Annotated in this window: 10 protein-coding genes; 6 read left to right on the top strand and 4 right to left on the bottom strand. The window is 62.4% G+C overall.

What is annotated here, in order from left to right; translation table 11 throughout:
- Nucleotides 1–2: 2 nt before the first annotated feature.
- Together HYG82_RS33890 and HYG82_RS33885 are read right to left on the bottom strand one after the other, a co-directional pair.
- Nucleotides 3–1031 carry an ABC transporter permease gene (locus HYG82_RS33890; RefSeq protein ID WP_179261524.1) on the bottom strand — a complete coding sequence of 343 codons (1029 nt, stop codon included), beginning with the start codon at nucleotides 1029–1031 and terminating at the stop codon, nucleotides 3–5.
- Between the two features lie 154 nt (nucleotides 1032–1185).
- Entirely contained in the window at nucleotides 1186–2769 is a 1584-nt protein-coding gene (locus tag HYG82_RS33885; RefSeq protein ID WP_179261522.1) for an ABC transporter substrate-binding protein, read from the bottom strand.
- A 352-nt stretch (nucleotides 2770–3121) separates the two neighbouring features.
- Here HYG82_RS33885 and HYG82_RS33880 point away from each other — a divergent pair, with 352 nt between their 5' ends.
- The 3 genes from HYG82_RS33880 (at nucleotide 3122) to HYG82_RS33870 (ending at nucleotide 10900) form a co-directional block, all read left to right on the top strand.
- On the top strand, nucleotides 3122–3541 hold the full coding sequence (locus tag HYG82_RS33880) for a PPC domain-containing DNA-binding protein (protein ID WP_179261520.1): 420 nt from the start codon (nucleotides 3122–3124) through the stop codon (nucleotides 3539–3541).
- Between the two features lies 1 nt (nucleotide 3542).
- Entirely contained in the window at nucleotides 3543–7214 is a 3672-nt protein-coding gene (locus HYG82_RS33875) for a DNA polymerase II large subunit (protein ID WP_179261518.1), read from the top strand.
- 239 nt (nucleotides 7215–7453) lie between these two features.
- Nucleotides 7454–10900 (top strand): PAS domain S-box protein, encoded by a 3447-nt coding sequence (locus HYG82_RS33870; protein WP_179261516.1) that lies wholly within the window; start codon nucleotides 7454–7456, stop codon nucleotides 10898–10900.
- Nucleotides 10901–11006: 106 nt separating this feature from the next.
- On the opposite strand, the gene HYG82_RS33865 is transcribed toward HYG82_RS33870, so the two are convergent.
- Together HYG82_RS33865 and HYG82_RS33860 are read right to left on the bottom strand one after the other, a co-directional pair.
- A complete protein-coding gene (locus HYG82_RS33865; RefSeq protein ID WP_179261514.1) occupies nucleotides 11007–11504 on the bottom strand; it encodes a YhjD/YihY/BrkB family envelope integrity protein in 498 nt (165 codons plus the stop codon).
- A gap of 48 nt (nucleotides 11505–11552) precedes the next feature.
- Nucleotides 11553–12464, bottom strand: a complete 912-nt coding sequence (locus tag HYG82_RS33860) for an alpha/beta fold hydrolase (RefSeq protein WP_179261512.1) — start codon at nucleotides 12462–12464, stop codon at nucleotides 11553–11555.
- A gap of 436 nt (nucleotides 12465–12900) precedes the next feature.
- Here HYG82_RS33860 and HYG82_RS33855 point away from each other — a divergent pair, with 436 nt between their 5' ends.
- From HYG82_RS33855 to HYG82_RS33845, 3 genes are all read left to right on the top strand, one after another.
- A complete protein-coding gene (locus tag HYG82_RS33855) occupies nucleotides 12901–13230 on the top strand; it encodes a DUF7130 family rubredoxin-like protein (protein ID WP_179261510.1) in 330 nt (109 codons plus the stop codon).
- A gap of 354 nt (nucleotides 13231–13584) precedes the next feature.
- Entirely contained in the window at nucleotides 13585–15351 is a 1767-nt protein-coding gene (locus HYG82_RS33850; protein WP_179261508.1) for a nitrite/sulfite reductase, read from the top strand.
- 2 nt (nucleotides 15352–15353) lie between these two features.
- A complete protein-coding gene (locus HYG82_RS33845; protein WP_179261506.1) occupies nucleotides 15354–15650 on the top strand; it encodes a DUF6360 family protein in 297 nt (98 codons plus the stop codon).
- The last annotated feature ends 53 nt before the right edge of the window (nucleotides 15651–15703 follow it).

Raw genomic sequence — 15703 nt, 5'->3', positions numbered from 1 at the left:
GCTTACTCCTGCTCTCCGTAGGTGACCCGTGGGTCGACGTACGCGTACGAGATGTCGGTGATGATGATGCCGACCACGAACAAAACGCCGAGGACCATCGTGATCCCCATCACGAGCTGATAGTCGTTCGATTGGATCGCGTCGATGAACAGCCGTCCCATTCCGTTGATGTTGAACACCGTTTCGACCAGCACCGCTCCGCCGATCGCCGTCGACAGGTTGAGACCGACGATGGTGATAATCGGCAGCTGTGCCGCCTGGAAGGCGTGCTTTCGTAGTATCCTTCGTTCGGGGACTCCGTATGCCCTGGCAAGCTTGACGTACTCGCGCTGGAGCGACTCGATCATCTGCGTCCGTTCGACGCGCATGATCGTCGCCATCTGCAACGTTCCCAGTGCGATCATCGGCAACAGGAGGTGTCTGATCGACTGGTAGTACAACTCGAGGTGGCCGTTGATCCCTCGGTAGGAACTGGGCGGTCGCCACGGATAGACGAGTCCGCTCGACGGTAACGGCAGTCCGGGTATCACCGTCAGTGGCCACGGTGCCACCACGGAGAAGATCAGGATCAGCACGATTCCGATCCAGAACGACGGGGTGCTGACGCCGAAGAGCGCGACGATCCGTGAAACGTGGTCGGCCGGTTCGTTTCGACGGTTGGCGGCGACGATGCCGAGGGGGATCGCCGTCACCAGCGCGAACGCATACGCCGAGAGGACCAGCAGGAGCGTCGGCCCGATTCGGTCCATCATAAGAGCGGCGACCGGTCGATTGTAGTGGATGCTCCGGCCGAGATCCCCTCTGAGCAGACCGGCCATATAGGTCAGGTATCGTTCGTGTAACGGTCTATCGAGTCCGTATTTTTGCTCGATCGCTCTCACGAGTTCCTCGCTGTGTTCCTGTCCCTGAAGCATGAGGCTAACCGGGTCTCCCGGGCCGAGGTTCGCGAGTAAGAACGTGATGACGGAGATCCCGATGAGGACCGGGACCGCCTGCAAGAGCCTGTATGTTGCGTACTTGAGTAGTTTCATTGATACGCGGGACGATCTGATTTTTGGTATTGTCGTTCGGACTGTTTTCTCGTTGGTATCGATCGGTTGGACGATACTGTACGCGGGATTGGTGGGGATTCATTCGACCGGTCCGCGACCGCGAGGGTTGAACTGTCCCGTCCGTCCCGCAAATTCACCCTATCGACACGTTCGTGTACTCCGCGACCAGCGTCGGGTTTCTCGTAACTTCCGGGTGGGCCTCGAGATCCGAGACGTAGTCGCGGGAGGCCATCGTGTTGTCCTGGGTAAAGGCCGGCAGCACGGGAAGCTGGTCGACGATTTCTCGAACGACGGGTTCGTAGAGATCGTACCGTTTCTCCTGATCGGCCGAGTTGCGTGCCTCGGCTATGCTTTCGTGGAATCCGTCGCTGCCACTGTAGTAGTGACCCTGATTGACTCCCGCCTGGCTCTCGTGGAAGAGCGGGTAGAGATAGTAATCGGGGTCGGGGCCGCCGGTCCACCCGAGCAGGTACATCTGGTAATCGCTCGCCTTCCCGGTGGTGTACTTCTCGACTAGCGTCCCGAAGTCGAGGATCTGCACGTCGGCACCGTATCCGATTTCGTCGAGTCGGGTGGCGATTCGTTCGGCGAGCCGTGCGCGGATCCCTTCTGGCGTGATGATCGTCGGCGTGAAGTCGGACGGCGCGTGCTCGTCGAGCAACGACTTGGCCTGATCGGGATCGTACGTCGGAAGCATGTTCTTGTACTCGTCTTCCGGGAACGCCCAGACATCGTTGACGACCGGCGGAATCGGGCTGTACATCGGGGACGACACGTTCCCCGCGCTCGATTCGATAAAGTCCGATATCGAGAACGAGTGGGCGATAGCCTGTCGAACCTCGGGACTGGTCGTCGGCCCCTCGTTGCAGTTAAAGGCCACGTACATGAACGTCGGACTCTCGGTGGAGTGAAGCTTGACGCCCCCTTCGTTCTCGAGGACGCTCCAGTCGTCGTTCGGGATCCCTGAGATGGCGTCGGTGTTCCCCGCCCGTATGTCGGAGACTCGCCCCGCGTTGTCGTCGTGAGCGACGAAACGAACCGCAGAGAGGTTGGGATCGAGGTCGTCCCAGTAGTCGTCGTTGCGCTCGAGATCGACGTATTCGTTCTCGGAGAGATCGGCGAACCTGAACGGTCCCGAACCGACCGGATTCTTGTTGAACGCGTCTTTGTCCTCTTCTCGAACGCTCTTGGGGACGACCGTGACGCCCATTGTCGCGAGTTCGAACGGTCCGTAAGGTTGATCCCCGAGGTCGACTTGCACCTGGCGGTCGTCGATGGCCTCGGCGCTCTCGATCATATCGTACTCGGCGGCGTTCTCCGTCTCCTCCTCGACGGGTGCGGTAAAGGAGTAAGCGACGTCCGCTGCGGTCACGTTGTCGCCATTGTGAAACGTCGCCCTCTCTTCGAGTTCGAAAATGTATCGCGTCCCGTCCCGTTCGACCGTCGGCTCGCCTTTCGCAAGTTTTGGCTGCAACTCGAGCCCCTCGCCGTACTCGTAGAGTCCGTCGAAAACGAGTTGAACCACCTGAAAACTGTACGCATCGTTCGAGACAATCGGGTCGAACTTCTCCTCGCGTGATTGCTCCTGCGTAAAGTGGAAGCGCTCACCGTCTCCGTTACCGCTCCCGCCGATACACCCTGCGATCACTGCTACGGAGACTGCCGCACCTGAGGCGAGCAACCCCCGACGAGTTTCGTCTGACACCGTATATGACATACGATACCGATTGCCAGAAACTATCAGATATAACTTTTGGTATCTGAACTATAATTCTGAAAAGTACACATGAATCGAATAAAAGATGGAACTTTTATGCGCTGTGTTTATACGTTTGTAGTCTATTTCGGCGGTTCCGTACGATTTACGTCGGTGCGTACCCGTCGGTGTCGCGTCCGAATTGGTACGCTATAGTCGTCGTTGAACGTCATTGCACCCCCCTGCTCGCGAATTTGCGGCCAGCGAGCGCTCGCTGGCCGAAGCAGTGCGAGCGGTGGATACCTCGTTTCAACGACTACTATGAACGGGACGAACGGAGGTCTTTTTCTATCGGCCTGCACAGTAAAAGCGTATGAACTATCGCGCCGTCGAGACCACGGAGGAGTACGTCGCCCGCCTCGAGACGGGTGCCGACTGGCGGGCCGAAATCGAGTCGCTCGCGGAAGCAGTCGACGCCGACGCCGCCTGGTTTACGGCCCTCGGAGCGGTCCAGGACGCCGAGCTCTGGTTTTACGATCAAGACGAGTGTGAGTACCATCCGGTCGAGTTCGACGAACCGCTCGAGGTCGCGAGCTGTACCGGGAACGTCTCCCGACTGGAGGGAGACCGATTCGCGCACACTCACGTCGTCCTCTCGGACGACGAGGGAACCGCGTACGCCGGCCACCTGAACGAGGCGACGATATGGGCCGGTGAGGTCCACATGCGCGCCTTTGAAGAACCACTCGCGCGCGAGTACGACGAGACGACCGAACTCGACCTCTGGCTCTAGTATGCGTTCGGAAGACGAACGCTACTTCGAGCGACTCGAATCGCAACTCGACGAGGCATTCGACGTGGCCGAGCGAGCCAAAGAGCGAGGCGGAGATCCGAAACCAGCGGTCGAGATTCCAGTTGCAAAGGACATGGCCGACCGCGTCGAGAACATCCTCGGGATCGACGGCGTCGCAGAGCGCGTCCGCGAACTCGAGGTGCAGATGAGCCGGGAGGAGGCGGCCCTCGAGTTGGCGGAAGACTTCGCCGAAGGCCGCGTCGGCGACTACGAGACGAAAGCGGGGAAGGTCGAAGGCGCAGTTCGGACTGCGGTTGCGCTCCTGACCGAAGGAGTCGTCGCCGCACCCATCGAGGGGATCGACAGGGTCGAGATCCTCACGAACGACGACGGGACGGAGTTCGTCAACGTCTACTACGCCGGCCCGATCCGCTCGGCGGGTGGGACTGCACAGGCGCTGTCCGTTCTCGTGGCCGACTATACGCGCGCACTAGTCGGTATCGAGCAATTCGACGCTCGACAGGAGGAGATCGAACGATACGCCGAGGAAATCTCGCTCTACGACAAGGAGACCGGACTCCAGTACACGCCGAAGGACACGGAAACGAAATTCATCGCCGAGCACATGCCGATCATGCTGGACGGGGAGGCCACTGGCGACGAGGAGGTTTCGGGCTTTCGCGATCTGGAGCGAGTCGACACCAACAGCGCTCGCGGCGGAATGTGTCTGGTTCTCGCCGAAGGGATCGCGCTCAAGGCACCGAAGATTCAGCGCTACACCCGCAACTTGGACGAAATCGATTGGCCGTGGTTGCAGGACCTCATCGACGGCACTTACTACGACGCCGAGGGAGACGACGAGGAGGCTGCAAGCGACGAATCCGACGGTGACGACGATGGTGTAGACGACGAGGCGCTCGAGACGGACGACGGCGACGATGCCGGCGGCGAACCCGCGGGGCCACCTCGCGTCGAGAGATCCCAGAAGTTCCTCCGGGATCTGATCGCCGGTCGCCCCGTTTTCTCACACCCCTGTGCCAGGGGTGGGTTTCGACTCCGCTACGGTCGGGCACGCAATCACGGCTTCGCTACCGCCGGCGTCCACCCCGCCGCGATGCACCTCGTCGACGACTTTCTCGCGACGGGCACCCAGATCAAGACCGAACGCCCCGGCAAGGCTGCCGGCGTCGTCCCCGTGGACTCCCTCGAGGGACCGACGGTCAAACTGGCGAACGGCGACGTCCGCCGGATCGACGACCCCGAAGACGCCATAGAGATCAGAAACGGCGTCGAGAAGATCCTCGACCTCGGCGAGTACCTCGTCAACTACGGCGAGTTCGTCGAGAACAACCACCCGCTTGCTCCCGCCTCCTACACGTACGAGTGGTGGATTCAGGATCTCGAGGCCGCGGGCGCGAACGTCCAGGCCCTCGAGGATGACCCTCGCATCGACCTCGAGTTCCCGGAGCCGGCGGAAGCCCTCGAGTGGGCTCTCGAGTACGATGCGCCCCTGCATCCGGAATATACGCCACTCTGGCACGACCTCTCCGTCGACGACTTTTGCGCCCTCGCAGCGGCGGTGGCAGACGGCCACATCGAGAGCGATGAGGCGGGCGACGAAACCGGAACTGGCGGAACGCTCGTCCTCGAGTATGCCGACCTCATCCGCGACGCCCTCGAGACGATCGTCGTCGAACACCGCCAGCGAGAAAGTGACGACCGAATCGAAGTCGACGACTGGCGGCCGTTGGTCCGAACGCTCGGCTGTGAACCCCGACGGGCGGTCGCCGACGGTGCCGCGATGGATTCCGCCGCGTCGGAGGAGGAACCGACCGTCGAGCTAGAGCGCACGTGGGCCGACGACGACCTCTCCGAACGCGCTCGGACGTGGGGTCACGAGACCGCAGGTGACAACGCAATCGAAGCGGTCAACGAGATCGCCCCCTTTTCGGTCCGCGAGCGGGCCCCGACTCGAATCGGTAATCGGATGGGACGGCCGGAAAAGTCCGAACGCCGCGACCTGAGCCCGCCAGTCCACACGCTCTTCCCGATCGGGGAAGCCGGCGGCGCACAGCGCAACGTTGCCGATGCGGCCAAACACGCCGAGACGATGACTGACACCCCCGGCGTCGTCGAGATCGGGATCGGTCGCCAGCGCTGTCCGAACTGCGGCACGGAGACGTTCAAGAACCGCTGTCCCGAGTGTGACGAACGCACTACGCCGGACTACCGCTGTCCCGACTGCGACCAGCGGGTCGAACCGGACGACGCGGGCCGCGTCGAGTGTTCGCGCTGCGAGCGCGACGCGACCTGCGTCGAACCGCGCGAAATCGACATCAACGACGAGTTTCGAAGCGCCCTCGAGTCGGTCGGCGAGCGCGAGAACGCCTTCGAGATTCTCAAAGGCGTGAAGGGACTCACGTCGACGAACAAGATCCCCGAACCGATCGAAAAGGGTGTTCTGCGGGCCAAACACGACGTGAGCGCCTTCAAAGACGGCACCGTCCGCTACGACATGACCGACCTGCCGGTCACGTCCGTCCGCGCGAGCGAACTCGACGTCGACGTGGGCCAGTTGCAGGCGCTTGGCTACGAGACGGATATCCACGGCGACCCGCTCACCCACGAGGACCAACTGGTCGAGCTCAAGGTACAGGATATCGTTCTCTCGGACGGCGCGGCCGAGCACATGCTCCAGACCGCCGACTTCATCGACGATCTGCTCGAACAATACTACGGTCTCGAACCGTTCTACGAGTTCGAAGACCGGCAGGCACTCGTCGGCGAACTCGTCTTCGGGATGGCTCCCCACACGTCGGCGGCGACTGTCGGAAGAGTTATCGGTTTCACGAGTGCGGCGGTGGGATACGCGCATCCGTACTTTCACGCCGCGAAAAGACGCAACTGTGACGGTGACGAAGATTGCGTCATGCTGCTTCTCGACGGACTTCTCAACTTCAGCAAGTCCTTCTTGCCGGACCAGAGGGGTGGAAAGATGGACGCACCCCTCGTTATGTCCTCGAGGATCGATCCGTCCGAAATCGACGACGAGGCACACAACATGGACGTCACATCGCAGTACCCTCGCGAGTTCTACCTTGCGACCCGCGAACAGGCCGACCCCGAGGACGTCGATATCGAAATCGCCGAGGACACGCTGGGCACCGATACCGAGTACACCGGTTTCGAACACACCCACGACACCACGAACATCGCGATGGGACCCGATCTCTCGGCGTACAAGACCCTCGACTCGATGATGGACAAGATGGATGCCCAGCTCGAGCTCTCGCGCAAGCTCGAGGCGGTCGACGAGACGGACGTCGCCGAGCGGGTCATCGAGTACCACTTCCTACCTGATCTCATCGGCAACCTGCGGGCGTTCTCACGGCAGGAAACGCGGTGTCTCGACTGCGGCGAGAAGTTCAGACGGATGCCCCTGACCGGCGATTGTCGCGAATGCGGCGGGCGCGTCAACCTCACCGTCCACAAGGGCTCGGTCAACAAGTACATGCAAACCGCCATTCAGGTCGCCGAAGAATACGACTGCCGGGACTATACGAAACAGCGACTGGAAGTCCTCGAACGGTCGCTCGAGAGCATTTTCGAGAACGACAAGAATAAGCCTACGACTATTGCGGATTTCATGGGAGGTGGCCCAAAAAGTGATTAACAATGGGGGGTAGTAGTCATTAGTGGGAATATAATCAATGAAGGCTGCCTGAGACAAACATTCGGCCACATCCACTTCAGTTCGAGCACGGACGGAATCCTCGAGCGACGGATCGGCAGCGGGGTAAACGGAGCGAAGGGCGATCCGATCACGTTTCGAAACTGACCGATCGGTGTCGGAGCTTCCGCCAGGAACCGGACCGAGACCTTTTACCCACTTCTTCACTCTACCTAGGTAGAATGGGTACGTCTTCGCACACAGATGCGGATTTGGAGGGTTCTATCGCCCGTCAGGAACTCATCACCGATCTCAGTCGGCAGGCGGTGACGACGGGCGACCTCGACCAGGTCTTCCGCGATGCGATAGGTGCGGTTGCGGAGACAGTCGGCACCGAGTACTGCGCTGTCGTCGAGCAGGTACCGTGCCAGGACGACGGCGTTCTGCGCCGGGGTATCGGCTGGGAAACGGTCACCGACGGCGCGATGGTATCCACGAGCCGCGGATCGCAGATGGGAGATACGCTCCGCACCGAGGAGCCGGTCGTCCTCGGTGATTTGCACCACGACGACCGGCTCTCCGGTTCCGCGTTGCTCACCGAGCACGACGTCACCAGCGGCATCAGCGTCGCTCTCGGCCCGAGCGACGACCCGTGGGGCGTGCTGGGGGCGTACACGTCCGATAAGCGGGAGTTTACCGAGCACGATACGGCGTTCGTCCAGCACGTCGCGGCGGTCGTGACGGCGGCCATCGAACGCACGGAGCGCGAGCGGGACCTGCGGCGGAAGGAACGCCGATACCAGGCCATTTTCGAGGATCCGAACATCCTGATCGGCCTGCTCGAGCCCGACGGAACAGTCGTCGACATCAACGAGACGGCGATGGAGTACGTCGACGCCGATCTCGAGGACGTGACCGGCGATCCGTTCTGGGAGACGCCCTGGTGGGGCGATGATGGGGTTCAGGACGATGTCCGGGAGTGGGTCGAGCGGGCGGCGGCCGGCGAGTACGTCGACTTCGAGGCCGACCTCACCCGCCCCGACGGACGGCGATACGTCCTCAGCGGCTACTTTCGCCCGGTCACCGACGACGGCGAGGTCGTGTCGATCATCGTCTCGGACCGCGACGTCACCGAGCGCAAGGAGCGCGAACGCGCCCTCGAGGAGTCCGAGCAGCGCTACCGGGCCCTGGTCGAGCACTTCCCCAACGGGGCGGTGGCGCTCGTCGACGAGGACCTCCGCTATCGGACCGTCGGCGGTACCCCTCCCGACGCGGTGGGCGCCACGGCCGAGGAGGTAGAGGGACAGCCGGTCCGAGAGATCCTGCCGACGGAACTGGCCGACGGACTCGTCCCGTGCTACGAGGCTGCATTCGAGGGGGATTCCAGCGCGTTCGAGCTCGAAGCCGATGGTCGCGTCTACCAGCTTCAGGTCGTGCCGGTCCGGGACAAGGACGGAGACGTCTTCGCCGCGCTCGGGATGTCGCAGGACATTACCGAGCACGTCGAAACCCAGCACAAACTCGCGGAGAGTGAGCGCCGCTACCGGACGCTGGTCGAGAACTTCCCCGACGGATCGGTGGGGCTGTTCGACGAGGACCTGAGATACACCGCCGTCGGCGGGCAACTCCTGAACGCACTCGACGTGGATCCGGCGGATCGGATCGGGCGCAGCATCCGCGAGCTCCACCCCGACGACCTCCTCGACGAGATCGAACCGTACTTCGACGCAGCGCTCGAGGGCGACGCCAACTCCTTCGAGATCGAGTACCGCGGCCGGTACCTGCACGCGAACGCCCTCCCGATCGAGAACACCGCCGGCGAGGTCGACGCGGGCATGCTCGTCGTCCAGGACGACACCGAGCGCCGTCGGTACGAGCGCGACCTAGAGCGGTACCGGGAGTACACCGACCGGATCCTGGACGCGATCGACGACATGTTCTACGTGATCGATGCGGAGGGGACCATTCAGCGGTGGAACGAGAGCGTCGACGAGGTGACCGGCTTCTCGGACGACGAGATCACGTCGTTGCCGGCCCTGAACGCAATCGCGGAGGAGGACCGCGAGGCGGTCGAAGACGCCATCGCCGAGGCGTTCGACACCGGGAGCGCACAGGTCGAGGCGGGCCTGATCAGCCGGGACGGCGAGCGCGTCCCCTACGAGTTCGTCGCGTCGGCGCTCGAGGACCCGGACGGGGACTCGGTGCTGGCAGGCATCGGCCGAGACATCACCGAGCGAAAGGAGCGCGAGCGGGCCCTGGAAGAGAGCGAGGCGAAGTTCCGGATGCTCGCAGAGAACCTCGACGAGATGGTCTGGATCTCCGACCCCGAAACGCGGGAGATCCTGCACATCAATCCCGCCTACGAAGCGATCTGGGACCGCGACAGGGAGTCGGTGTACGACGATCCCACCACGTTCCTCAAGGCGGTCCACCCCGACGACCGCGAACGCGTCGAGCGATCGTACGCCGCCGTGCCGGACGAGGGGTTCGACGAGGAGTATCGCATCGTTCGGCCCGACGGTGAGGTCCGATGGCTCGACGTCCGGGCCGGTTACGTTCGAGAAGAGGGGAGAGAGCGCGTCATCGGTATCGCCGAGGACGTCACCGAGCGCAAGGAGCGCGAGCGCGCCCTCGAGGAGTCCGAACGGCGCTACCGGACGCTCGCGGAGGATTTCCCCAACGGAGCGGTAGGATTGTTCGACGAGGACCTGTGCTACACGGCCGTGGGCGGTCAACTCATGCAAGCGCAAGGCGTCGATCCCGAGGACCGGATCGGCCACAGCATCCGCGAGCTCTATCCGGACGACATCATCGAGGAGGTTGAACCGTACTTCCACGCCGCGCTAGAGGGGGAGACGAACACCTTCGAGGCCGAGTACTCCGGCCGGCACCTGTACAATCAGACCCTGCCCGTCAGGGACGCCGACGACGAGGTGTACGCGGGGATGCTCGTCGTCCAAGACGTCACCGAACGGCGGGAGTACGAGCGCAAACTGGAGGAGTCCAACGAGCGGTTGGAACAGTTCGCCTACGCGGCCTCCCACGACCTGCAGGAACCGCTGCGGATGGTCACGAGCTATCTCTCGCTCATCGAAGGCCGCTACGGCGATGCCCTCGACGACGACGGAGAAGAGTTCCTCGAATTCGCGGTCGACGGCGCCGAGCGGATGCGCGAGATGATCGACGCCCTCCTCGAGTACTCCCGGGTCGAGACGCGGGGCGAACCGTTCGAAACGCTGGATCTAAACGCCGTCCTCGAGGACGTGCTCGCGGACCTGCAGCTACAGATCGAGGAGAGCGGCGCCGAGATCACCACCGAGGACCTCCCTCACGTCGAGGGCGATCCCGGCCAGCTCCGCCAGGTGTTTCAGAACCTGCTGTCGAACGCGATCACCTACAGCGGTGACGAGCCACCACGCGTCCACGTCAGTGCCGAACGCCGAAACGGGAAGTGGCTGATCTCGGTCGCAGACGAGGGAATCGGGATCGATCCCGACAACCAGGATCGCGTATTCACGGTCTTCGATCGACTACACAACCGCGACGAGTACAGCGGCACCGGCATCGGACTCGCGCTCTGCAAGCGGATCGTCGAGCGCCACGACGGAGAGATCTGGGTCGACTCCGAACCCGGAAAGGGATCGACGTTTTCCTTTACCCTTCCCGCGACGACCGATTCCGATCGGTGACCCCACTGTCGTTAAGCGAGTGACGGATTCGATAAAACGGGTCGTTCGATCCGCTGGGGCTCGACGCGGACACGTCCGTTGTGCTCGCAATCGCCCTCGGTGAAACTCAGTCTGCGCGGAGATTTGTAACCCGTCTTTCGTCCTCGAGCGTCGCGTTGACGGCGATTCCGACCATGAGTAGGACGGCGGCCAAATAGAGGCTCGTGAGGATGATGCTGAACCCGCTGAGCACACCGTAGATCGCGTACCGGCTGGCGTTGGCGGTGTAGTAGTGTAGTAGTGGGCCGGTATGGACGAGTGGCCAGCCGAACGCGGTCACGAGGGCTTTCGGGAGCGCGGCCGACGGAGTAGTCACCGACCGCAAGGGGACGTAGTACAGCGGGAGAAAGACGACGGTGGACGCGAGAAAGAGGACGGCGAATCCCACGAATCCGGCGAACCGTCCAACAAGTGGCAGCGAGAACAGAGCGCTCGTCCCGACGATTGCGATGATCGCCAGACCGATAGATCCGAGAACCCACGGCGTTGCGAACCTGGTTTCCGAGGGAACGCTCGAGAGTCGCCGTGACGCCGGTACACAGACCTCGGCAAACGGGAGACCCACGAAACGCAACCGATACCGCCGTTATTGCGTGACTCGCTGCGAACTCGTCTAATCGCTCCCGACTCGAGTAACGCCGGGCATCTCCGCCTTGGTGTACTGCGGTTTCGCCACACCGCGATCGTCCGGTAGCCAGTCCTGGAGCCGTTCGTTTAATTGGTCGGGTCGCTCTCGAGGCGTCCAATGGCCGCAGTCGTCGATCAGCGCGAGTTCGGCGTCCGGGATGCGGTCCGCCGCTCTCACCGACCACTCGACGGGGACGAGGGGATCTTGCTTCCCGTGGACGAGGAGCGTCGGTACCGATACCGACTCGAGACGGGGGGCGAAGTTCGTCGCGACGCGGCCGCTAAAGGAGAGTTCGTTTTCCTGGAATTCCTTGAACGCCCGTATCGAACCCGGTTCCATCAACTTCTTCCTGACGTCCTCGATGAAGGGTTCGGGCAACGCGTCGGCGTCCGCGACGAGATTATCGAGGACCATGCGAACGCTCGAGGGGGAAGTGCTGGCGGCTATTTTCCCGAATTCGGTCATCCCGGGGAACTGGGCCACCATCTTCCACGGGAGGGCGCTTGGCAGCCGTTCTCCGAGTCCGTAGCTATCGACGAGTGCTAGCTGTTCGACGCGGTCGGGATTAGCCAGTGCGTACCCGAGCGCGACGCCGCCCCCCATCGAAATGCCGGCGAGCGAGACGCGCTCGTCTGGAAGCGTCTCGAGGAATCCGTCGAGGACGTCGACGTACGTCTCGATCGTGTGCGTTACGTTTCCGGTACTGTTTCCATATTCTGGCCAATCGATCCCGTAAACGCGGTAGTCGTCCGCGAGGGCGTCGATCGTGTGCCGCCACGAAACGGTCGCATCGTCGATACCGGCACCGTGACAGAGGACGACGGGCGGGCCGCTCGTCCCCGCCCGCCGATAGGCGATTCGACACTCATCGATGGTGGCGACGCCGGTCCCGCTCATGATCGAATCACGTCCCCGTTGCAATGGCCTCGCAACGTATGAGCTACCGGTTTGGAATCAGGGGTGGCTTCCGTCGGAAGCGATGGCGATTTCGGTCCGGAACGCCGTTCAGTCTTCCCGTCGGTCTGACCTGTGATATCGACCGGTTCCCGTTCTGCCGAAAGCCGCTCCCGTACGACGACCGAAATGGAGGAGACACCGACATACAGAGGTGTGGTGAGACAAACTACCATGCTACGTCTCTCTATTCGGGGGATGTATATTGTTTTCTATTACCGTGAGTACAGTTAACGATCGTAACGACGATCGTTCCTAATGGAGTCGTCGCTCTCGGACCGACGTTGTGCCCGCAGGTCGACCGGTCGAACCGTCCGTGCGAATCGTTTGAACAATGCGCGCGTGGTCTTTATCGGCGTCGCCGGCGTGGTCTTCGCGCATGGGAGAAACACCTGCCAGAGAGGGCGAACAGGAAGCCGTCGAGGAGGCTCTGGACGTAGAGTCAGGCCAGGTCGTCTACGACGATGACGGTAATGAACTCGGGCAGGTCCGTGGATTCGATCGGGCTGGGTTCTTCGTGACGACGCGCGACGGCGTCGAGGGGATGAGCGTCGAACACGCTCGATCGGGGCACGAATTCGGCGAGGCCGAGTTAATGTGGCGATGTATGGAGTGTGGCGAAATGGGAGAGATCGACGGCGGGCTTCCGGACGATTGTCCGAACTGCGGGCGATCGAAGGAGAACCTGATGTACTGGACCGAGGACTGATCGTCGGTCCGCCGGTCGAGTGACTGCAGCCGCCGACCACTCGCTTCCGAATCGCTTTTTCAATCGGTAGTCGGATCGACTCGCGACGGTTACTACCCGATCAACCTCCGTGCAGATCGGAGGGTCCACCGCTTACTGTCGATAACGACCGGAATTTTCGTCGTTTTATGTCCTTAAACACGATAATCACGGTAGTATATTTGCCGCAAACTTGATTGCTAGGTTATTTCCTGGACATATATAAACAATTACGTTTATGAATCTATGTATTGTGCACTTAAGCAGGCGTTGAAGTATGATGTTGAACTCTTCGAACAACAATGTGGACGAATGGTGTATAGCAGGTGACGACGTATGAGTTCCGAGAAAGAGGAGTGGAAAGCGAAACTGTACGGCAACGAGGTTCGCGAGAAGGTCCTCGAGTTCGCACGACGCGGCTGGGACTCGATTCCCGAAGACGAGCGCGAGAAGTGGTTCTCTCGGTTCAAGTTCTGGGGACTCTTTCACCACCGCGACGGCCAAGAATCGTATTTTATGCTGCGATTGGCTAACTGCGGAGGGGTCTTAGAGCCCGGTCAACTGCGCGCGATCGGCGAAATCGCGCGCGACTACGCGACCGGCCCGGTCGAAAACCCCGAATTCGGAGACGCATGGCTCGACCTCACGACCCGCCAGTCCGTTCAACTCCACTGGCTCAAACTCGAGGACGTCCCCGAAATCTGGGAACGACTCGAAGCCGTCGGGGTTTCGTCCCGGTCGGCCGGCGGGGACACGATGCGCAACATATCGGCTTGTCCGGTCGCGGGCAAGGCCGACGAGTACGTCGAAACGCGCACCATCCTCGACGATATTCAGGCAGATATCCGCGGCGACGACGACCTGGCCAATATGCCGCGGAAATTCAATATTTCCGTTTCGGGGTGTCGCCAGGGGTGCGCCCAGGACGCCATCAACGACATCGGACTCGAACCCGCACGGAAGTTCATCGACGGCACGGAGGTGCGAGGATTCAACGTTCGCGTCGGCGGTGGACTCGGCAGCCGCGAGCCCCGCCGAGCCCGGCCGCTCGATCTCTTCGTCAGGCCCGAACACGCCGCCGAGACGGTGCGGGCCTTCGTGACCTACTACCTGGAAGAGGGACCTCGTGAGAACCGTTCGAAAAGCCGCTCGCGCTTTTTTGTAGACGAGCTCGGAACGGACGGGATTCGTGACGCGCTCGACGACCGCCTCGCCTTCGAACTCGAGCGCGCCGGCACTGACTTCCGCGGCGGCTACACGTACAATGCAGGCCGGCCGACTGAACGGGGATCACACGACCACGTCGGCGTCTACGATCAGGCAGACGGCAAGAACTACGTCGGACTCGCGGTACCGGTGGGGCGACTCCCCGCCGAGGAGGCGATCGAGCTCGCGACCCTCGCCGACGAGTACGGTTCGGGCGAGGTGCGGCTCACGCGACGACAGAATCCGCTTCTCATGGACGTTTCCGACGGCGACCTTGCGGCACTCCTCGCCGAGCCGTTGCTCGAAACCCACCGCCCGGAGCCGAACCCGTTCGTTCAGGGCACGATGGGGTGTACGGGGACGGAATTCTGCTCGCTGGCGCTTACCGAGACGAAAGCCCGAACGGTACGGCTGCTCCGGTGGCTCGGCGAGAACGTCGACCTTCCCGACGACGTCGGGCGGATCAAAATACACTATTCTGGGTGTACCGCCGACTGCGGGCAGGCGATGACCGCCGACATCGGACTCCAGGGCATGCGCGCCCGAAAGGACGGCGAGATGGTCGAGGCCGTCGACGTCGGTCTCGGTGGCGGCATGGGCGAAAATCCCTCATTCATCGAGTGGGTTCGCCAGCGCGTACCCGCCGACGAACTGCCCGGACTCGTTCGCAATCTGGTCGAGGCGTTCGCCGCGCTCCGCGAGGAGGGACAGACTTTCCGCCAGTGGGTCGACGCCACCGGTCAGGAGACCCTCGTCGAACTCGCCGAACCCGAGGAGGTCTCGGGCTACGACGATCCGTGTCTCGGCGACGCGAAGCAGTCGTGGTACCCCTTCGACGACGGATCGAGCCCCGCGCCCACCGCGGCCGACGGAACGCCGCTCGAGACGGGTGACTGACCGTGCAGGGTCGCCACCTCGACGTGACGGCTTGCACCACGTTCGACCATCTCGTCGCCCGGTCCGAGGGGGACAGCTGGGCGGAGGACGCGATCGCCGTGCTCGACGTGACCTCCCCCGCGGACGAGACAACGGTCTCGCTCGGTCTGGAATTAGATCCCGGCGGTCTCGAGCACCTCCCACACCACGTGGACTACGTTCCACTGTCGCCCGAGCAGGCGCGGACGCTCGCAGCCGAGTTACGAGAGGTCGCGCGGGCGGCCGAGCGAGGTGACGCCGCATCGAACGGGAGGGGATGACGTTGCAGACGCGCACTACGAGCGAGGGCAGTCGAATCCCCGATCGGGGCGTG

Source organism: Natrinema halophilum, assembly GCF_013402815.2.
In the GTDB taxonomy this organism is placed as follows: domain Archaea; phylum Halobacteriota; class Halobacteria; order Halobacteriales; family Natrialbaceae; genus Natrinema; species Natrinema halophilum.
Note: the sequence above shows the minus strand (reverse complement) of the source record. Positions and strands in the feature narration are given on the sequence as shown.